The sequence below is a fragment of the Pseudoalteromonas sp. MMG012 genome (genome assembly GCF_018100875.1).
Classification (GTDB): domain Bacteria; phylum Pseudomonadota; class Gammaproteobacteria; order Enterobacterales; family Alteromonadaceae; genus Pseudoalteromonas; species Pseudoalteromonas aurantia.
This window is the reverse complement of sequence record NZ_JAGJEF010000046.1, coordinates 1-19,524: the sequence shown is the minus strand read 5'-3', so window position 1 is coordinate 19,524 and position 19,524 is coordinate 1. Positions and strand designations below refer to the sequence as shown.

General features: G+C 40.9%; 19 protein-coding genes. 9 read left to right on the top strand and 10 right to left on the bottom strand.

Annotation, left to right across the window (positions count from 1 at the left end):
• The first annotated feature begins 1 nt into the window (after window position 1).
• Window positions 2-1,531 (top strand): ATP-binding protein, encoded by a 1,530-nt coding sequence (locus J8L97_RS14915; protein WP_211050776.1) that lies wholly within the window; start codon window positions 2-4, stop codon window positions 1,529-1,531.
• A gap of 17 nt (window positions 1,532-1,548) precedes the next feature.
• Complete coding sequence (locus J8L97_RS14910) at window positions 1,549-2,241, top strand: response regulator (protein ID WP_211050774.1); 693 nt, start codon at window positions 1,549-1,551, stop codon at window positions 2,239-2,241.
• A gap of 462 nt (window positions 2,242-2,703) precedes the next feature.
• On the opposite strand, the gene J8L97_RS14905 is transcribed toward J8L97_RS14910, so the two are convergent.
• From J8L97_RS14905 to J8L97_RS14875, 7 genes are all read right to left on the bottom strand, one after another.
• Window positions 2,704-4,182, bottom strand: a complete 1,479-nt coding sequence (locus tag J8L97_RS14905) for a cell wall metabolism sensor histidine kinase WalK (protein ID WP_211050772.1) — start codon at window positions 4,180-4,182, stop codon at window positions 2,704-2,706.
• Window positions 4,183-4,185: 3 nt separating this feature from the next.
• Window positions 4,186-4,908 carry a response regulator transcription factor gene (locus tag J8L97_RS14900; RefSeq protein WP_210997330.1) on the bottom strand — a complete coding sequence of 241 codons (723 nt, stop codon included), beginning with the start codon at window positions 4,906-4,908 and terminating at the stop codon, window positions 4,186-4,188.
• A gap of 39 nt (window positions 4,909-4,947) precedes the next feature.
• Window positions 4,948-5,664, bottom strand: a complete 717-nt coding sequence (locus J8L97_RS14895; RefSeq protein ID WP_211050770.1) for a spondin domain-containing protein — start codon at window positions 5,662-5,664, stop codon at window positions 4,948-4,950.
• Window positions 5,665-5,674: 10 nt separating this feature from the next.
• Window positions 5,675-6,379: a spondin domain-containing protein gene (locus J8L97_RS14890; protein ID WP_211050767.1), complete on the bottom strand. Its 705-nt coding sequence runs from the start codon at window positions 6,377-6,379 to the stop codon at window positions 5,675-5,677.
• A gap of 189 nt (window positions 6,380-6,568) precedes the next feature.
• Window positions 6,569-7,612: a type III polyketide synthase gene (locus tag J8L97_RS14885; RefSeq protein WP_192508125.1), complete on the bottom strand. Its 1,044-nt coding sequence runs from the start codon at window positions 7,610-7,612 to the stop codon at window positions 6,569-6,571.
• A gap of 217 nt (window positions 7,613-7,829) precedes the next feature.
• The gene (locus J8L97_RS14880) at window positions 7,830-8,429 is read right to left on the bottom strand and encodes a hypothetical protein (protein ID WP_211050765.1); all 600 of its coding nucleotides are present in this window, start codon (window positions 8,427-8,429) and stop codon (window positions 7,830-7,832) included.
• Between the two features lie 97 nt (window positions 8,430-8,526).
• A complete protein-coding gene (locus tag J8L97_RS14875; RefSeq protein WP_211050763.1) occupies window positions 8,527-9,408 on the bottom strand; it encodes a LysR family transcriptional regulator in 882 nt (293 codons plus the stop codon).
• Between the two features lie 112 nt (window positions 9,409-9,520).
• Here J8L97_RS14875 and J8L97_RS14870 point away from each other — a divergent pair, with 112 nt between their 5' ends.
• From J8L97_RS14870 to J8L97_RS14855, 4 genes are all read left to right on the top strand, one after another.
• A complete protein-coding gene (locus tag J8L97_RS14870; protein ID WP_211050761.1) occupies window positions 9,521-10,177 on the top strand; it encodes a glutathione S-transferase family protein in 657 nt (218 codons plus the stop codon).
• Between the two features lie 4 nt (window positions 10,178-10,181).
• Entirely contained in the window at window positions 10,182-10,874 is a 693-nt protein-coding gene (locus tag J8L97_RS14865; protein WP_211050760.1) for an aspartate/glutamate racemase family protein, read from the top strand.
• Window positions 10,875-11,285: 411 nt separating this feature from the next.
• Window positions 11,286-12,296: a fatty acid desaturase gene (locus tag J8L97_RS14860; RefSeq protein WP_192508120.1), complete on the top strand. Its 1,011-nt coding sequence runs from the start codon at window positions 11,286-11,288 to the stop codon at window positions 12,294-12,296.
• 165 nt (window positions 12,297-12,461) lie between these two features.
• Entirely contained in the window at window positions 12,462-15,161 is a 2,700-nt protein-coding gene (locus J8L97_RS14855; RefSeq protein ID WP_211050757.1) for a CHASE domain-containing protein, read from the top strand.
• Between the two features lie 62 nt (window positions 15,162-15,223).
• Here J8L97_RS14855 and J8L97_RS14850 read toward each other — a convergent pair whose 3' ends face one another.
• From J8L97_RS14850 to J8L97_RS14840, 3 genes are all read right to left on the bottom strand, one after another.
• Complete coding sequence (locus J8L97_RS14850) at window positions 15,224-16,261, bottom strand: S66 peptidase family protein (protein ID WP_211050755.1); 1,038 nt, start codon at window positions 16,259-16,261, stop codon at window positions 15,224-15,226.
• A gap of 126 nt (window positions 16,262-16,387) precedes the next feature.
• Window positions 16,388-16,690: a DUF3301 domain-containing protein gene (locus tag J8L97_RS14845; RefSeq protein ID WP_211050753.1), complete on the bottom strand. Its 303-nt coding sequence runs from the start codon at window positions 16,688-16,690 to the stop codon at window positions 16,388-16,390.
• Window positions 16,691-17,719 carry a DUF3549 family protein gene (locus tag J8L97_RS14840; RefSeq protein WP_211050750.1) on the bottom strand — a complete coding sequence of 343 codons (1,029 nt, stop codon included), beginning with the start codon at window positions 17,717-17,719 and terminating at the stop codon, window positions 16,691-16,693. It lies immediately after the preceding gene.
• Window positions 17,720-17,859: 140 nt separating this feature from the next.
• Here J8L97_RS14840 and J8L97_RS14835 point away from each other — a divergent pair, with 140 nt between their 5' ends.
• Genes J8L97_RS14835 through J8L97_RS14825 form a run of 3 tightly spaced genes read left to right on the top strand, consistent with a single transcriptional unit; the run spans window position 17,860 to window position 19,361 of the window.
• Entirely contained in the window at window positions 17,860-18,180 is a 321-nt protein-coding gene (locus tag J8L97_RS14835) for a YqcC family protein (protein WP_211050748.1), read from the top strand.
• Window positions 18,181-18,183: 3 nt separating this feature from the next.
• Window positions 18,184-18,918: a tRNA pseudouridine(65) synthase TruC gene (gene truC, locus J8L97_RS14830; protein WP_211050747.1), complete on the top strand. Its 735-nt coding sequence runs from the start codon at window positions 18,184-18,186 to the stop codon at window positions 18,916-18,918.
• A complete protein-coding gene (locus J8L97_RS14825) occupies window positions 18,918-19,361 on the top strand; it encodes a flavodoxin domain-containing protein (protein WP_192508113.1) in 444 nt (147 codons plus the stop codon). Before truC ends, J8L97_RS14825 begins: the two co-directional genes overlap by 1 nt.
• Window positions 19,362-19,524: the final 163 nt, after the last annotated feature.

Below are 19,524 nucleotides of genomic sequence, written 5' to 3'. Positions count from 1 at the left end.
AATGAAAGTGACGATACGTGTCAAATTATTATTCATGATCTTGATCGCTAATTCGGCGTTAGTGATGGCTATTTACATTGCTAACCAGCTCGCTTTTGAGAAAAGCTTTGCTCAGTATGTGCAAAGCAATGCGCGAGATAAAATGCAGCCTGTCATTGTTAAAATGGTGACAACGTATAAAGCACACAATGGATTTTCTTGGGTTAAGCATCGCTCCCCTGAAATGGGGGAGGTGATAAAGTTATATAGAACGGCGAACGGAAAAAGCGCGGAACCACCGCATCGAGGAAAAGGACCTCCGCCTCGTGGCAGCGGGTATAAAAAAGGTGCTGGACCAGAACGAGAATATAAAAAAGGGGAACAAGATGTTCGACATAGACCGCCGAAAGGCGATAAACGACCAGAGCGTCGACCCCCGCACAAGGGAGGGGCCAATCGGTTGTTATTTAAAGGTGTTGATGGTCAATTATTGTTAGGTAAAGCCGACATGGGCTCAGCGGCATTGTGGCTCCCCATGTACTTTGGGGACGACAATATAGAAACTGCTGGGCAAGGAGAATTGATCGGGTACTTAGGAATTGAAAATGGCTCGGTGGTTACCTCCCGATTCGATGCTATTTTTTCTAAACAGCAAGAACAGCAATTTATGCATATTGCACTGTTGGCATTGTTAATAACTGTGATTTTGGCAATTCCATTTAGTAAATATTTAGTGCAGCCTATTATTCGCTTACGTCGTAATGCTCGACGCCTTGCTGGGGGGGACTATGCGCATAAGGTGCAGCTTGACCGCCAAGATGAACTCGGTTTATTAGCGCGTGATATGAATAAGTTGGCAGATACTTTGGCGAAAAACCAAACAGCTAGGCAGCAATGGATTGCGGATATCTCCCATGAGTTACGCACCCCAATTGCCGTTATTCGTGCTGAACTTGAAGGCATGATAGATGGGGTGATTGATACTGATGAAATCCAATTAAGCTCTTTGTATGAAGAAATAGAGCGCCTCACGAATCTGGTAGACGATTTACATCAACTCTCACTATCAGACCGGGGCGCGCTGACATATAATATGCTGCCTTGTACGCTAGCGGGTGTACTCAATCGGTGCATTGATAAGCGCAATGCGTCGCTGAGTTTATTTGATGTGAAAATAACGTGCAATGAGGCCCTAACGTTACATTGTGATCCACAAAGAATGAGTCAATTGTTTGATAACCTCCTACAAAACACCATACGTTACACTGATACGTCCGAAAAAGTAAAAGGGCGGCTCACGGTAAACGTTACGCAAAATGAGAAAACAACCGAAGTCGTCTGGCAAGATAGCTCCCCCAGTGTTGAACGTGATCAGTTACCAATGCTATTTGACCGTCTTTATCGAGTAGATAGTGCAAGGACTCGGCAAACAGGGGGATCCGGGTTGGGGCTTGCTATCTGTACCAGTATTGTCGAAGCCCATCACGGCACAATTGAAGCCGACTTGAGTGATTTGGGTGGGCTCGCTATTATAATAGAGTTTACTCATTAAAAAATGGATAGCGACTTTTGGATAAGCCACGCATATTGATTGTAGAAGATGAACCCAAGCTTGCTGATATCCTCAGTAAGTATTTGACTAAAGCGGAATATGAAACGCATATTGTTGTTGATGGTGCTGACGCTGAGCACGCATTCAACCACTTTGACCCACATCTTATTTTATTAGATATCATGCTACCTAATGTGGATGGAATAGAGATATGTAAAATAATACGTGCTAAGTCGAATGTACCTGTAATTATGACGACGGCTAAAGTAGAAGAGATTGACCGTTTATTGGGCTTAGAAATTGGCGCCGACGACTATGTATGCAAGCCATATAGTCCGAGAGAAGTTGTCGCGCGAGTTAAAGCTGTACTGCGCAGAATGACGCTTAATAGTGATGGTGAAAAGCACGATGCTGAGAAAAAACTCAAATTGGATGACAACACGTTCTTTGCATCATTTTTATCAAATAGTATTAACTTAACGCATGTTGAATACTTACTTTTGAAGTCAATGCAAGCGCATCTGGGGCGGATATATAGCCGAGATAAACTAATGGATCACATTTATGATGATGATCGTATAGTGAGTGATAGAACCATTGATAGCCATATTAAAAAGATCCGCAAAAAACTACATGATATAGCGCCAGAGCATGAGTTTATTCATTCAATTTATGGTGCTGGTTATAAATTTGAAGCACAGGGTGTGTAGTACTCGGCGCGGTTAGTTACGCAGCACATAGCGATGTGATGAATATCAGCTATATCTATGATCATTGTCTATGGGGCGCTTTATTTGGAGTCAAGACACCATAAATACCAGCTAAAGTGGACAACGACAGTGTCGTTAATTTAAAAGTATTCAGTATTTATAGCATCTGCAAAGTGTTACGGCTTCGTATAAACTGGGCTGTGATTACTATTTCGCATTTATGTATTTGGTAAATAACCTCAGGTTTGGATAAGGGTTTTGGAATAGAAAATGTTTTGTAAAAAAACTACGTACAATCCAATGATGATATTTTGTTCAATATCAAGGCGCTTTTATGTGGTAATAGCGGGCTATTACAAATGAAAGCAACACCGAGAGTGAGAAAAATAGCTTTATTGGGCAAATTCGCTTATCCAAAGCTGAGGTTAAATAGGTGAATGAGCAAGCATTCGTTTTGCTTGCTCAACTATATGACTCAGCTTCTCGTAGTTGAAAACTAAATTCAGTTCCTACGCCCACCTTACTTTGTACTCGGATCTCGGTTTTTAGTAATTGAATTAGACGTTCTGTGATAGCCAACCCGAGTCCTGCGTGTGATTTCTTACACCCTTTGGCATTACTTGCTCGGTAGCGCGCCTCAAAAATATAGGGTAACTCTTTTGCGGAAATACCGACTCCCGTATCTTTTACTGACAAGGTGAGGTTTTCTCCATGCTGATTTATCGCTATTTCTATCGCGCCATGCTCTTGCGTGTGACGCAATGCATTTTCAATGAGGTTCGTGAGCACCCGTTCCAATTTCCCAATATCCGAGTAGGCTTTTATATCACAAACAGTTGGTGATATGGTTAAAGAGATCCCCATTTTCTCAGCTCGAATTGCAAACTTGGCCATTACGTCATATAACAGTTCGCCCAAGTTGAATACTTCAAACTGCACATTCGCGTGGCCTGATTCTAAATGGGCCAGTTCAAAAATTTGGTCAATGAGAGATTTCAGTTGTTCGCAATTTTTGAGCGCGATATCAAGATGTAATTTTTGCTGCTCTGGTTCATGTTTCTTGAGCGAAATAATTTCTAAGTATCCTTGCAGTGACGCAAGAGGAGTACGTAAATCATGTGACAAATGCGCTAGCAATTGGCGACGTTGGTCGTCAAGTTCAGCAAGTTGCTTTACTTGTGTATCAATGGTTTTTACCATGTTATTGACGCTTTCACCAAGTTGATGTACTTCGTTACTATGTGCTTTATTCCAATCTAATAACGTAATTTTAGTGATATCAAATTGTGCATGCTCGAGTTGTTGTATATGTTCTGTCAGTGCTGCAACAGGCCGCGTTAAATATTTGAAGAGTAACAGCAGGGCGGTTAATAAAAACCCGAGGGCTAAACCCAACCAACTTAAACCAATAACGAGTTGGTCATTACTTTTTATGTTACTGACAATCGAGTCATAAAGTTTGGAGCCAATTATGACATATAAATAGCCTTGTAGAGTCTCACCGTTGTAGACAGGAGCAACAGAAAATATTTTTTCTCCGGATAAATTGCGAGGATCATCGCCATACACGGGTAATTGTTCTGGACGTTCTATCAATTGTACTAAGGGTACAAGGTCAATGTGTTGACGTTTAACTTCCCCAGGTTTTGCTGAATAAGTTAAGAGTTTGCCACTTGGGTCAACAAAATAAAACTCAAATGACGGCCCGAGGATCATTAAAGTATGAAATAAATTCTCAAGGGCTTTGTAGTCATATACCCCTTGTTGAAGTAAAGGGTTATCTCCAACGAGATGCTCCGCTAAACCCATATGTAACTGTTGCTCAGCTTGAGCGCGAGATACTTGTGATAATGCTTGGGTCCACCAAATAAACAACGAAGCGATTAAAATGAAAATACCAGCCAATGACATGGCGAGCTTGTGGTATAAAGACAGTTTCATGACTTATGCCTGTGTTAGTTGCTTCGCGTTAAGCTTGTAGCCTACGCCCCAGACGGTTTCAATGACTCCTTCACCGCCGTATTTTTCGAGCTTACTGCGTAATCGGTTAATATGAGAATTAACCGTATGCTCATAACCAGAGTGTTGATAGCCCCAGACCGATTCAAGCAATTGTGTTCGAGAAAAAACTTGATTTGGGTGAGCAGCGAAAAAGTGTAATAACTCAAATTCGGTTGCAGTTAGATCAAGTGCCTGTTCACTTAAACTTGCTTCATGACAAATTGTATCGATACCCAGTAGACCGAGTTGCAAACGTGCTTGCTCCGGTTGGGTGCTTTGCTGCTCTTTTGCCTGTAATAGCCGAACATGGCGCAGCTGCGCTTTTACTCGGGCTTGGAATTCTCGGTAACTAAATGGTTTACAAATATAATCATCAGCACCCATTTCTAGCCCAATAATTCTATCCATTTCACTGCTTTTTGACGTTAATAAAACAACGCTAATGTGTGGACTCGATGTTTTGATCTCCCGACACAATGTTAATCCATCAACTCCTGGGAGCATGATATCTAACAATACAATAGCGTAGTTTTCTTGTTGCAGCTTATCCATGGCGCTTTCCCCATCAAACACATGGTCGACGTCCAACGATAATTCAGTTAAATGAACTTGTAGAAGACGCGCAATGTCTTGGTCGTCTTCTACAATCAATACCTGTTGTTGCATAATGTGGCCTTATTACCGCCCACACTCTGCGCATAGGCGTTATTTAACTCTTGTTATAGTGACGGCCATGAGTGGGTTGTCGAATTTATGGGCAGAAGTCAGTACGGAAGAGCTTAGTCCGTCATCATTGCCAACAACACCGGGATGCATAGCCACTTTATCAATGTCATCACGTTCTGCGTTAAAACCTTCACCACCATCGGCAGGACCAGGCATTGAGCCACTTTGTTCAGAATTAGCTTCTGTCCCAGAGTCATAAGCTCGAGTGGTCATTTTAGCGTAGTCGCCAACAGCCATTTGTGACACATCAATGCTATTAAGACCGGTAAAGCCATCATTTGTATTCACCATCATCGTAACTAATGAGAGTTTTTGGTCAGTTAAGCTGGTCGTTGTCAGCATTAACTCAGTCGTTTTACCTGGCCCTAAAGGTGCAGCGCCAGAGACTGAGCTATTGACGACAGATAGTCCTAGTAGCCCAGAGTTATCACCTCCCTCAGCTAGAGATTCAAGTTCTGCACTGGCCATTTCGCCAATCGTCCAAAATTGGCCACTGGTATGCAGTGCCGCACCAAGAGGCGATAAAGGCTGACCATGAGTTAAATTTATAGCAGTTACTTTAAACTCATATTGAGTTGGCTCTGGTGCAGGCTCTGGTGCCGGTGCCGGAGGTGCAACCGATGTCGTGTTATTATCACTACCACAGGCTGCTAATAGCAAACAAGCAAGTGAAATTATTGGGGTGAACTTATTCATAATATGCCCCTTACTTAACTGTTACTGTCACTTTAGCAACAGGGTTTAACCAACGATGTACGGTGTTATGTAAATCACTTTTACCACCAACAGCTTCATCATCACCTACATTACCTCGGTGAATGTGAATCATAGAGTTGCCTTCTACATCAGTCACACCAGCGCCTTGTGTACCAGGTGCGACACCAGGAGAAGCTGGGATCCCAGGTGTGCCAGGTGCGCCAGAGCCTTCAACAACTAATTCATTGTTTGCTTCTGTGCCAGCGTCATAAGCATTCAAATAGATATGGTACGTGCCTGCTTCTGTCGGAATTTTCCATCCATCTAACCCGATGAAGCCATCATTGGTTGGCAGCATCATCGCGACAATCGACAGCGAGGTATTATTTTCTGCTGTTGTTAAGCTACCCATTGCTGAGCTAGCCGGTGCGAGCAACCCTCCAGCTGGGTTTGCGAGTTTGTCGGCATTAATACTGTCAAGTGTTGTTGATAACGCTTCAATACTGCCACCTTCAGCCATGGCTTGTAGGCCTTCGGAAGCGGCTTGACCTGTTTGGAATAAATGTGCATCACTGGTGTGGGCACCAATTAATATGGGGGTGAAGTAAATGCCTTGCGTCAGGTTTGTGATTTTCACATCTACAGCAGCAGCTTGGGCTGCTGACATTGCTAATAAACTGCTAGTGCAAACAAGTGATAGTAATTTAGCCTTCATGATATTCTCTTTCTTGGTTGTTATGACAGGATTAAGGATGCAGGTTAAATGTCTCGTTGGTTTCACTAAAACATCACGTTTTTATCACAATATTAGTGCGAGTTATTCACACTTGTTTTAATTGTTGTTTTTAAAAGAAAAAACCGCACAAGAGTACGGTTTTAAGTCGATTGATTCGATCGTAAAACTTTATTGCCAATAGCCTAATGCCATTTCTGTTGTAAATCCGGGGCCAAATGCGGCTAACACTCCTTGCTCCATACTAGTCCGTTGTGAGAATTGTCGAGCGAGTACATCGATAACAGCCACGCTGGATGTATTCCCGGTATCGCGTAAGCAAGCTCTGGAATAATCGAGTGCGTCATCAGACAGAGTTAAGCAACGTGTCACTTCGTCTTGAATTCGACGGCCTCCAGTATGGAAAATGTAAAAGTCTAGCTCGCTCGCTCGTTTATTTGCATGCTCTGTTATAAAAGTTTCAATATGTGGCGCTGCCTTTGAGATTGAGTACATGACGTCTTTATCGAGGGAGAATTTGAAACCAGAGTCAGTTAACGTGTATTGAATATACGCTTCGGTGTCAGGCATAAAGTGGCTCTGCGTATGGGTAATATGAAAGCCATTGCAGTCATTGTCAGCACGCATAACCACGCTTGCCACACCATCGCCAAAAAGCGAGTCGGTGATAAAGTCTTGTAACCGATTGGCACTGCGATGAAAACACAATGATGATGTTTCTAATGACACAATAAGCACGTTATTGCGTTTAGAGGCTTTGCAGTGCTCTGCCGCGCGATTAACAGCAGATGCGCCCGCTACACAGCCTAGCTGTGCTATTGGGAGTTGTATGGTATTGGCTGGCAAACCTAAATCATTGATTAAACAAGCTGTGAGCGAAGGCATCATAAACCCAGTACAGGAGGTAACGATAACCATGGTCACGTCCTTGGGCTTAAGTAGCGCTTGTTGCAGAGCTTTAGAGGCCGCATCATACGCCATAGTACGGGCAACTTTTTGGTAAATAGCGCCACGTTCACCAAAATCTTGTAGAGACAAAATTTGCTCTAGCGGCAGTATCATATGTCGTTTTTGAATTGCGGAGTTTTCAATCATTTTGAACGCTTGATGCTTATGCGGTGCGTCTTGATGCAATTCATCTAAAAACGATAACATATCACTATTTGTGACAATGTTTTCTGGGTGTAATATTGCAGGTCGAGCAAGTGTTGGCATGGTGTTTTCCTTAATCAAATAGGGGAGAGGTATGCGCTATGTTTACGCGACCTCCTTGGTCTGACTAAGATTGAGATATTTTTAATATGAATTCATAACGAAATTATAACAAGTTAATAACAAATTGAGTGTGTATTCATTTATCTGATTTTGCTAGGGAAACAAAAAATAGTTTATATCTCAATTAGTAGCGCGCCATATGTCGATTAAGGGTGTGCTACAAAAGTGCTGTATTGCTCAAGCATATGATGCAAAAAATTAACATTATATTGAAATATTGAAGTCGTTTTACTCGTTTGAGCAATTGCTGATTGTGTTCAGATAACTTTTGGGTGTGCTGGTGATTGTTTTCTAATTTACGCGTATGCAAATCATATTGATATTGTAGTTGTTTATAAGAAAGGGTGTAACTATGTAAGGTGTTTGTTTGCGCAATCAAATTACGCTCGGCATTTTGCAGTGTCAATTGTTGTTGTTCAATATGAGATTTAGATAGAGCTCTTTGTCTAATTAAACGAATAGACAGCGTTTGCAACCGACTTACATGGCGAGCAACCCGTTTGTTGGCCGATGAAAGGGCTGTTATTTTGATACTCGATGATATTTTTAGTCGTTGAAGCTTGTTAGAAAATCGACGACAGAGCGATTTATATTTTCTAAGTCGTCGCCTTAACTGGTGGTTTTCTCTACGTAGTTCGTTTAATTGTGTGTCATTTTTGAATATCCCGCGTGTGATAACGGCCATGATCCGTTTTATTGTGCTTGTTTCTTCAGGATGCAAAATGGGCAAAGGGGTAACATTCATATTCGGCTTCATAGTCCTATCCTTTAAACTTGACGAGTAGTAGTGATGTAAAATAGCTTCTTGACCTAAAGCTATAGTGCCATTGTAAATTGATTACCTGAAATAACGCTTAATAGGTACCAATGAAAGATAGCTTTTTTTCGGATGCATTATTGATGCTGATATAGGACCGACAGAGTTCTAAGCAGGTGATGTCTGTCACAGGGTTTTGACTGCTATTAGCACGAATTAATACAATGTCGACAATCGGCAACGCTGGGAGTGATTGGCAGTCGAGCGGGGTTAAGTCGCCAATGCTCAGCTTTGCCATAGCACCAATTGCCACTCCACTTCTGACGATACCGCGTTGTGCGCTTGCACTACCGCTGCAAGCAATGATTTTAAATGCACGATTTTGTTTATGTAACCCGTCTGTAGCTGCTTGGTGAAAGCGACAATCCCGCTGAAATATCGCAATAGGCAGAGGCTCAATGCGGTGCGCATTAAAGAGAGGGTTGTATGTCCATACCCCTTGCGATGATTCAAGCGTGTATCCTTCTTCGGTGTCAGAAGAGCGCGTAATGATGCCTAAATCTAGATGTCCGCTATCAATCATGATCTTTACGCGATTGCTTGGAGTACATGTGATTTGTAGGTCTAAATTTGGCCAGCATTTGTGTAGTAATTTTATTAGTTTAGGGAGTACTGATTCAGCATAGTCATCAGGACAGCCTAAGCGTAATAAGGTACTTGGTTGAGCTGCATTCATTTGTTTTACTGTTTCATCATGTAATTGCACAAGTTGTTTAGCGTAACGTGCGAATACTTGCCCATCATGAGATAAGTTGAGTAGTCGGCCTTGTTTTTGGAAAAGCTTTTTATTTAGATCTTGTTCTAGCTTTTTCATTTGCATGCTAATTGCTGACTGAGTTCTATGAACTTGTTTTGCGGCACGAGTGAAGCTGCCAGTTTCAACAAACGCCAGAAAGCTTCTTAAAGCATCAATATCCATTTATAAACCTTAACCTATTCGATATCTTGATAGGTTATATCAAAATTATCCGTTAGTCAGTAGGGTAAATAATCGCTAACGTATTTGCTAATTAATCCAACAGGTATTGTATATGCAGTTATTTATAGGGAATAAAAATTACTCGTCTTGGTCACTAAGAGCATGGTTGATGTTGGCAAAGTCGGGTATTGGCTTTAATGAAGTACAACTGGTTTTAGATACGCCAGAGTTTTATCAGCGACTGGAAAGTGTGACCCCCACCTTGAAAGTTCCCACCTTGGTCGATGACAGTATGGTGGTTTGGGATTCCTTGGCTATTTGTGAATATATCAATGATGCTTATTCATTAGGGAAATATTGGCCAACAAATACGGCGCAGCGAGCAAAAGCTCGAGCTATTGCATGTGAAATGCACTCAGGCTTCAATGGTGTTCGCAATGAAATGCCAATGAATATAAGAGCAAAACGCAGTGTAGTATTGAGTGAGCAAGCGAAGCAAGACATTGCACGTATCGAACAGATCTGGAGTGAGCAGTACAATGAGTATGCTGCACAGGGGGGGTGGTTATTTGGGCAGTGGTCTATCGCAGATGCAATGTTTGCCCCAGTGGTATTACGTTTTAAGACTTATGGGATAACGGTGAATAGTGCTGCGACAAATTACATGGAGCAGGTTTTAAATTGCCCTGTATTACAGCGCTGGGTGGAGGAAGCATTAATGGAAACTGACATTGTGGCAATTGATGAAGCAGGTGAAGAGCGAGAGTAGGCAGATGAAAACACTGGGACTAATAGGGGGGATGAGTTGGGAGTCAACAGTGAGTTATTATCGATTGATCAATCAAGGAATAAAGTCAAAGTTAGGTGGGCTACATAGTGGAAAAATTATTTTAAATAGCGTTGATTTTGCGCAAATTGAAGCATTTCAACAATCAGGAGATTGGCAAAAAAGTGCGGAGGTATTAAAAAGTTCAGCTCTGAGTTTAGAGGCCGCTGGCGCGCAGTGTATTATGATTTGCACTAACACAATGCATAAAGTGGCGGATGAAGTAGCCAGTGTTGTAGCCTTACCCCTATTACATATTGCCGACGCTACGGCGAAAGTGATTTGCAAGCAAAAGCTGAATAAAGTGGCTTTGTTAGGTACGCGTTTTACTATGGCAGATACTTTCTATATAGAGCGACTAGAGCAGCATGGCATTGAAGTATTGGTGCCCAGTGAGCAAGATCAAATAATCATTCACGACATTATATATCAACAGTTATGTGTAGGAGACATTCGGCCTCATTCAAAACAATTGTACTTATCGGTTATTGCTCACCTCGAGGCGAGAGGCGCGCAAGGTGTGGTGTTAGGGTGTACAGAAATAGGGTTATTGATCCAGCAAGAAGATACTAATATTCCTCTTTTTGATACGGCTGAAATTCATGCTAATACGGCTGTGGAGTTCGCATTGTCTGATTGATTATTGTTTGGGTTTTTTAATATTGTCTTTTAAGTGGTTTAATTTAGTTGATACCGGTGAGCGCGACGCTGTTATCAACACTCGTATTACAAAGTACACATAGGTTATGTTGAGGTGTTTGGGATATTGGTGACGTCGGTCGCTGTTTTTATGGTGGATAGACCTCTGATCTCAACGAGCTTAGTTATAAAAAACAACGTAATACCTTAATAAAGAATTAGTAAGTATTGAATTAGGCAGGCTGAGTTCATCTTCAGAGAGACTGGGGGAGTAATTAACTTTTGAACTCAGCTTGGCCATCCCCTGTTAGCAGCAAGAGCAGAGTCAGTAAAATAGAAAACCAAATAATTGATTTAGCATGGTGTTTACGTATTATTGGAGTATTAAGGGCTGTTAGATACAAATATAAGTATGTCATCGAATTTACATATCCAAGCGATTGTGCAAAGCATTAAAGCAGAAGAACAGTCGCTAAGAAGTCAGTTTCCTATATTGGCTTATCAAAACATGCTGGGCGTATCATTGCTTATGTGTGCAGTGTTGGCCATGTTGCTCGTTGCCGGGCTCTATGCAGTATCTTATATTCCAGCTTGGCTTTGTATTGTTTTGATCGCCTTCATTACGTCTATTTCTCATGAAATTGAACATGATTTGATCCATAAGCTTTACTTTAAGCGCAATCCTGTTGTACATAATTTAATGATGTTAATTGTATGGTTGATGCGGCCAAATACGATTAACCCATGGTATCGACGAAAAATACATTTGCATCATCACAAAGTATCAGGAACTAACCAAGATCTCGAAGAGCGTTTGGTTGGTAATGGTATAAAAAACCCAGCTTTGAGAGTTGTCTCAATTGTTGATGGTTTACTGGGATTGATTATTTCTCATAGAGCGTTTAAACGGGAAATCACAGGGTTCAGATTTTTAAGTATATTTAATGCAGGATTTCCAATCGCAACGGTATATTTTGGTATTTTATACGGGTTTATCATTTTTCACAGCATAGATGGGTTTCTTTACGACACAGCGACACATCCAACTTGGTTAATTGATGTTATGAAGTGGGTAGACTTTTTAATGGTTGTGTTAATTGCACCGAATATAATTCGTTCCTCTAGCTTAAACCTGGTTACGTCTTCAATGCATTATTATGGTGGTGTGGGTAACCTTATGCAACAAACTCAGGTGCTCAATCATTGGGTGTTTTTCCCGTTCCAGTTATTCTGTTTTAACTTTGGAAATACGCATACAATTCACCATTTCTTACCAAATCAGCCATTTTATATTCGACAAATGATCAGCGGTCGAATACTACCAGTCATGAAACACCATGGTGTACGTTTTAACGATATTAAGAGTATAAAGCAGGCTAATTTTTACAGTGCATCAGGATTACAGTCAGATAAAGATATGTAGCGTATTGATGAGGTAATATAGCTTAGATGCTTTTAATATGAGGCTTAGCGCTTTTTACACTATACTCTAGTCGAATATAGCTAAAGCTATTTTGGTCCAACTACATTTTTTCTACACATATTTATAGTGTAATCTGAACAGGGTAAATGTCATAGGGTGGGTAACTTGAATAGGCTAGCGGTTGTTTTTATTGCGTGTATCTCACATTTTTTACTCGTTCAATTTGGTAGTCAGTTTCTCATTCCATTTGGATACGCAAGTGTCATCTGGCCTGCAACAGGTGTTGCGCTCGGGTTATATCTATTAAAAGGCTGGCCGGTTTTAGTGGGTGTATTACTCTCTTTTATCGTTTGCTTGCACAGTGATACTTTAATCAGTGGCTTACCGCCAGAAGTGGTCTATCTTCTCGCTTTGATAAGTACAATTCAGTTATTTATTAGTCGACAGCTTGTTTTACAGTTTTCTCAAGTGCCTATTCGGATCTCTATTCCATTTGAAATAATTAAGTTTTTGTTCATTACAGGGCCTGTCGCAACATTGTTATCGAGTGTTGCGATTTATTGTGTGCTGTCGCTTTATTTGCCATTACCGCAAGAAACGTTGTTATATATCAGCGTGACAAAGTGGGTGGGAGATTTTTTGAGCGTGGTGCTCTTAACGCCTATTTTTCTATTTTTATATCCCAATGTTTTTGTTAAAAAAGCACGAAAAGCATCTGCCGCTATCATGACCAGCTTATTGAGCTTTTCTATAATTTGTTTTGTATATTTTGTATCAAGTAATAACTTTAATCGAGATAAAAAACAGCAATTCATGAGCGGTACCGTATCTTTTGTAGAACAGATAAACAGCACCCAAGCGACTATAAAATTGTACTTAAAGGCACTTGAAGCATACTTTCAAGCAAGTGAACAAGTGACGAAAGAAGAATTTAGTGCTTTTACATCTATAATACAAAACACATCCATTAAAGTGAGAGCAATTGGTTGGATCCCCTTGGTGAAAAACGAGGCGAGAGCGCAATTTGAAGCTAGCATGCAAAGGTTGTATTCAGAAGGTGCCTATATTCAGCAATTGACCGCGACAGGGATTCAAAGTGCACCTGAACAACCTTATTACTTACCCATCTATTACACGTACCCATTGCAAGAAAATAAGTCTGTTATTGGTCTTGATGTGTCTACTCACCCGGTTGCAAGTAAGAGTATTAAACATGCAATTGCGCATCAGAGCTTTGCAGTCACTGATATTTTCACTTTAGTTCAGCAACAAGATAAAACCGACGGCGTGGTGGTGTATTACCCGATTTTTAAAAAGAGCGAGGTACCTAGCTTAGCGTCTTTAATTGGGTTTGTGGAAGTGGTACTAGAGTTAGAGTTGTTATTAGATCCCATGTACACCACAGAGCGTAAAAGTGTATTTACTTATCAAATTAGTTTTGGTGAGGGCAATGTATTTTCTCACCCTAATTATGAAAGCGGGCATTTTATCTCTCATGAAGTCCAATTTACGTTGTTTGATAAGCAAGGCACCATACAGTTTTCCAGCTCTGATAGTTTTGCTTCTCATCTGATTAATTGGGTTGATTTTATTATCGTATTGATAGGCTGTATCTTGGGCGTCATTTGTGTGATGTTTGTATTTTTTATCGTGTCTTTTAATACAAGTTTAGAAAAAAAGGTGAAAGCAAGCACGCATGAACTTATTGAAAAGAATAATGAGTTGGAGCTGGCGAATGAGGCGAAGAACTTGTTTTTAGCAAATGTAAGTCATGAGTATCGTACTCCATTAAATGCCATTATCGGGTTTACGGAATTGGCGACAAAAGAAACGTCAGATCTGCCCACGTTAGATTATTTAGCGAAGATAAACGATGCTTCGAATATTTTGTTAAGCACAGTCAATGACGTATTAGATTTTTCGAAAATGCAGGCGGGTCAATTAGATTTAGATTTAAAGGTGTTTAAGCCATCAGATGTCACCGCGTCAGTTATAGGAATGCTGTCTCATTTGGCTTCTGAGAAGTCGATTACGATTCAATATCAGCATGACGCAAATTATAAAAGCTGGGTCGAAGGGGATGAACTTCGCTTTAAACAAATATTGATTAATTTACTGAACAACGCGCTTAAGTTTACACCCAAAGGCAGTATTCACCTTGATTGTAAATGTGTTGAAATAAATGATAATGCTACAGAGCTCACTATCAAAGTGCGTGATACGGGAATTGGCATTAAAGAAGAAGATCAACAACGATTGTTTAACGCATTTGCACAAGCACAAAGCTCAACAACACGGAACTATGGCGGTACCGGGCTTGGCCTTTCTATTGTAAAGCAGTTATGTATTTTAATGGGAGGAGGGATCTCTGTTACGAGTCAAGAGAATGTTGGCAGTGAATTTACCGTGGTTTTAAAACTCAAAGGGGTGACTGCGGAGCAGGTTGCACTGCAAGAAAATAGCGTTGAAAGCGATGCCGGGCAACAGGGCCATCATTTTCAAGGAATGCGTGTTTTAGTTGTAGAAGATAATAAAATCAATCAGATTGTGGTACAAAAGCACCTAAGGAATTTAGGGTTAGACTGTGATTTCGCAAATGACGGTCAACAGGCTTTAGAGTATTTAAAAGCACAACAACCCGACTTAATTTTGATGGATTTACAAATGCCTGTTATGGATGGCTTTACTGCATCAGCCCACATCAAAAATGATGAAGCGTTAAAACATATTTCAATAGTGATACTCAGTGCCAGTGTTGGTAAAGAAGAGAAGCAACAAGCCGCGAGGTTAGGCATTGAAGATTTCATTCATAAGCCATATCAACAAAGTGATCTAGTGAGGGTATTAAATAAATATGCGAGCTGAATGAGCTCTGCATGATTTGAATTACTTCTTTTTAATACCCGACACAATGACTTGGTTTACGACTATTGAAATGCTGATTCAACGAGACTAAGGTATTGACCCTCACAATCTAACTCAATGGTGACCCCAAGTGGTAGTATGAGTTGTGGGTCGGTGTGGCCGAAGTCTAAATTACATATAATGGGTAAATCACAAACGTTGAATTCATCTTTAACCACCGCTTGAACTGTGTTTATTAACGCTAATTGTTCGTCTGTATTATAGTCTCTGGGTCTACCAATCATGAGGCCTGATAGTTGCTCAAAAACCCCCATAACCCCATAGTTTCTTAACCAGTAGCGCACATAGTCGATACTTGGTTTGTCTTCTGAAGTTTCTAAAAATAGCACTTTATTGTGCCAAAAGTGAGGTTTTGGCCAATATTTAGTCCCTTTGAGCATTTCAAGTACTTCAATACATCCACCAAAAAGTTGCCCTCTAACACGGCCGGTACCTTGAACAAAAGTGGGACCTGGATTTGTAATTGGTGAATTGAGTTGACCTGTAAGTGCCATTTTATGCCAGTCAGGGTAGCCGTGATGATATTGAGAAAATGCTGGTAACACGTATTGCTGTTCCGCAGATAAGAGCTGTTTGGCTAGGTAACGTTGATAGTCAGCACTGTGATTATGTAGTTGCGCAAAGCCAGCCATAATAGACGGGCCGTTAAAAGTAACTAAGCCGTGTTGGTTAAGGTAGGTTGTAATGGTGGTAATATCTGAAAAGCCCATAAAAAACTTAGAGTTGGCTAGAATAGTATCTAAATCTAAATATTGTAACAATCGAGCTGAATCTGAACCGCCAATCGTCGCAATTATGCCATCAACGTCAGTATTGGCAAACGCGGCGTTGATGTCATCAGCACGCATTTTTGGATTTGCAAAAAGGTGGTCATTATGTGCTTTAGCACTAGGATACTCGACAATATTAAATCCCATTGCTGTTAGGTTCTTAATACCCATTTGGTAAATATGAGGGAATATTGAAGGGCCGCCCCAAGAAGGCGACACAATGGCGAGTGTTGCACCCTGAGTAAGTGATTTTGGTTTAATTTTTTTCATGACCAGCTCCTTAGCGTTTGATGGCTAAAGACATTAACACATTGATTGTGAGTTTCTAGTGCGCCATGATGAACTTAAAGCAAAGCGTATGAAGCTTTGCTTTATAGAATTTAGTTAATAACGCCATTAACTAATACGGTGGGGAGGAATATCTGATTTAAGTAAATGACTGTTTTCTAGATACAAGGTGCCTTGATAAACGGTTTCCCCGTCAGAACTAAATTCGAACATAAATTGGCTTTTAATTCCAGGTTTACCGCTGCGCAAAATACCTAGGCGTCTTTTTTGACATGCAACGCTTAGTAATTGTACTTGTAATCGCTCAGCTTGACGTTCAGCATGCTGTTTGGCCGATTCAGCAAACTGGCGACTAAACCAAAAGAATGCGATCACGGCACCTGTGAGTATAAAAATCCAAAGTGTTGCCATTTAAGAAAATAACCTACCAATTGCACGAGACAAGGTCTCACTGCGATTTTCTGCTCTAAGAATACTTAAAACATGAGGGCGAAGGCTTGGAATTGCAACCAGATCAGCAAAAATACTTGTAAATAAACCATCAACTTGTGTGTTATGTGCAGCTTTATCTAACAAGATAAATAATCGGCTTTGCTCATTGAAAGCCTCCCAGCAACGGCCAGTTAAAGTCAGCAGTATATCTGCTTCGTTGGCGAGTTCATCCGCCAATATCAAATCAGTCGCTTGCAGTAATAACCCCTGTGCTTTAGTTGCTGATAGTGCTCTTAAATTACAGATAAGTATATCGAGCTGTTTATTTCTTAGCGCGCTTATACAGTCGTTGTAAAATAGTTCACTTAAATGAGTATCGGTTGGCACATGCTCAAGCATCGCGCTTAAAGGTTGTTTCACTTGAATTGGCAGTGATGACCAAACAGAGTGTAAGTTTTTGGCATTATGGCTGTGCGCTAGGCGAAATGCAAAGTCGGCCAAACCCTGTACCGCAACATTTTGCCAAGCGTTTTCAGGTAGCTTACCCGCAAAATATAATTCGGCATACTCATAATACTGTGATGCAGGACGATTTATCTCTCGTTTGAGTAATGCATTGAATGCGGCAAGTTTATTTGCATTCGGTGTAAAAACGTAAGGGTTGTTATCAAGTTTACCCTGAGCTTGTTCACCGGTAATTTCTGTACCAAGCGCTTCTAGTACCATATTTGCAAAGTGGTCTCGACTTGCTGCGACCAATTTACTCTGTTCATCAAGTGGTAACTTTAAAAACCAGACATATGGGTCTAACGTGGCATTATTGTCCCAAAATTGAATCGCAATAAGTGCATGCCCTGCCAGTGGGTAGGGGTAAGGAATTAATGTGCCCTCAATTTGCGCAAATTGTTTTTTGTCGATTTTGGTGATCCTGCGACCAATATCATAAGCTCGCCATTGAGTACCTGCGGCTGAAAGGAGTTGGCCAAGAGTGGAGATTTGCGCTGTCATAATTCATGCTAAATTGGGGAATATGTGCCAGATTATACCTGCAATTTACGGCGCTTGTAAGCTTGTGCTGGGGATTGCTATTGAGCTTGGGTATAATTGTCCAATTATTTGTAATATTGGGCCTTTAGCGAGTGCAAAAAATGGCAAAAAAGAATCAAGTGGACGCGTTGCTAACGCAGTTGGCGCAAGAGCTGACGCAGGCAGAGCTTTGGCAGTATACACCGATAGAGCCTCGCAAACTGCTTTCTAGCGAGCCTTTTTGTTGTGATACGTTACAGTTTGAACAATGGCTACAATTTATTTTTATCCCGAAAATACGCCAATTGATAGTGACGGGGGCATCGTTACCAAACAATATATCGATTGCACCCATGGCAGAAATACACTATTCAAAACTGGCTTGTTTTTTGCCTTTGCACCGCGTGCTTAGCGAATTAGATGCGATACTGAGTGGGAGATAAGAGATGTTAGAAATCATCTATCAAGATAAAGATTATGTAGCAATAAACAAGCCTTCAGGGCTATTAGTACATCGCTCACTACTCGATAAAAGAGAAACCCAATTCGCAGTACAAATGCTAAGAGACCAACTCGGTCAACATGTTTTTCCAGTGCACCGTTTAGATAGGCCTACATCTGGTGTGTTGTTATTTGCATTGAGCTCAGAAGCGGCTCGCGATATGAATCAGGTTTTTATCGATGGCAATATTGAAAAGCGTTATCTGGCATTAGTGCGTGGCTTTGCGCCAGAGTCGACATTTATAGATAGGCCATTAAAAGAAGAACTTGATAAAATAGCAGATAAATTCGCAGATCAAGATAAAGCCCCGCAAGAGGCGCAAACACAGTTTAATTGCTTACATAAAGCGAGTTTACCAATCCCTTTTGGTAAGTATCCATCTATCCGTTATTCATTGGTAGAGTGTTTTCCAAAAACAGGTAGAAAGCACCAAATTCGCCGTCATTTAAATTATTTATCAACACCAATTATTGGCGATGTAAATCACGGCGATAACAAACATAATCATTTCTTTGTTGAGCATTTTAGCTATCGCCGCTTAATGTTGTTTGCAAGTTCGTTAAAATTTATCCATCCTTATACGCATAAATCAGTAACAATAAGCGCTGAGTTGGGTGAGCAAATGCTGGCAGTTTGCGACCAATTAGGCTGGCCTAACCAAGAGAAGGATTATGAATAATGGCAGTCGTGTCAATTTTTGTCGGTAGTATGTATGGTAATGCAGATAATTTAGCTGCAGAGATTAAAAAAGCATTGCTCGCTCAAGGTCATGAGGCGGCAGTGTATGACAGTGGTACATTAGAGCAAATCAAACAATCAGATAATATTTTGTTTGTATCATCGACAACAGGATCTGGTGATATTCCTGATAATTTAGAACCGCTTATATCTCAAATGCATAGCCAAGCACCCATGCTTACAGGAAAGAAGGTCGGGGTAGTTGCATTGGGAGATCGTAGCTATGGAGAAACTTTTTGTGGTGCTGGTCGCCAAATCGATGAACTTATACGCGGGCTAGATGCGACGAGTGTGACGTCCAGGTTAGACATCGATGCGGGAGAGTATTTTGAGCCATGGGAACCGACTGAGTTATGGCTAAGGAGTTGGCAGCAAGCTTTATAATGCCATGATATACAAAAGTAAACATTAAAATGGCGCACATGATGAGCGCCCTTTTATGTCCAATGGCTAGGGGCAGTTGATCTTTGCTGTTCTATTTTTGTTCTCTTTGAGCATGCTTTTATCGCGGTGCTTAATGTGTGGCTTAGTGATCTAAGCGAATATT

Coding starts and splice junctions, on each gene's coding strand:
- J8L97_RS14915 (WP_211050776.1), top strand. CDS start 2: ATGAAAGTGACGATACGTGTCAAATTATTATTCATGATCTTGATCGCT.
- J8L97_RS14905 (WP_211050772.1), bottom strand. CDS start 4,182: ATGAAACTGTCTTTATACCACAAGCTCGCCATGTCATTGGCTGGTATT.
- J8L97_RS14900 (WP_210997330.1), bottom strand. CDS start 4,908: ATGCAACAACAGGTATTGATTGTAGAAGACGACCAAGACATTGCGCGT.
- J8L97_RS14895 (WP_211050770.1), bottom strand. CDS start 5,664: ATGAATAAGTTCACCCCAATAATTTCACTTGCTTGTTTGCTATTAGCA.
- J8L97_RS14890 (WP_211050767.1), bottom strand. CDS start 6,379: ATGAAGGCTAAATTACTATCACTTGTTTGCACTAGCAGTTTATTAGCA.
- J8L97_RS14885 (WP_192508125.1), bottom strand. CDS start 7,612: ATGCCAACACTTGCTCGACCTGCAATATTACACCCAGAAAACATTGTC.
- J8L97_RS14880 (WP_211050765.1), bottom strand. CDS start 8,429: ATGAAGCCGAATATGAATGTTACCCCTTTGCCCATTTTGCATCCTGAA.
- J8L97_RS14875 (WP_211050763.1), bottom strand. CDS start 9,408: ATGGATATTGATGCTTTAAGAAGCTTTCTGGCGTTTGTTGAAACTGGC.
- J8L97_RS14870 (WP_211050761.1), top strand. CDS start 9,521: ATGCAGTTATTTATAGGGAATAAAAATTACTCGTCTTGGTCACTAAGA.
- J8L97_RS14865 (WP_211050760.1), top strand. CDS start 10,182: ATGAAAACACTGGGACTAATAGGGGGGATGAGTTGGGAGTCAACAGTG.
- J8L97_RS14860 (WP_192508120.1), top strand. CDS start 11,286: ATGTCATCGAATTTACATATCCAAGCGATTGTGCAAAGCATTAAAGCA.
- J8L97_RS14850 (WP_211050755.1), bottom strand. CDS start 16,261: ATGAAAAAAATTAAACCAAAATCACTTACTCAGGGTGCAACACTCGCC.
- J8L97_RS14845 (WP_211050753.1), bottom strand. CDS start 16,690: ATGGCAACACTTTGGATTTTTATACTCACAGGTGCCGTGATCGCATTC.
- J8L97_RS14840 (WP_211050750.1), bottom strand. CDS start 17,719: ATGACAGCGCAAATCTCCACTCTTGGCCAACTCCTTTCAGCCGCAGGT.
- J8L97_RS14835 (WP_211050748.1), top strand. CDS start 17,860: ATGGCAAAAAAGAATCAAGTGGACGCGTTGCTAACGCAGTTGGCGCAA.
- truC (WP_211050747.1), top strand. CDS start 18,184: ATGTTAGAAATCATCTATCAAGATAAAGATTATGTAGCAATAAACAAG.
- J8L97_RS14825 (WP_192508113.1), top strand. CDS start 18,918: ATGGCAGTCGTGTCAATTTTTGTCGGTAGTATGTATGGTAATGCAGAT.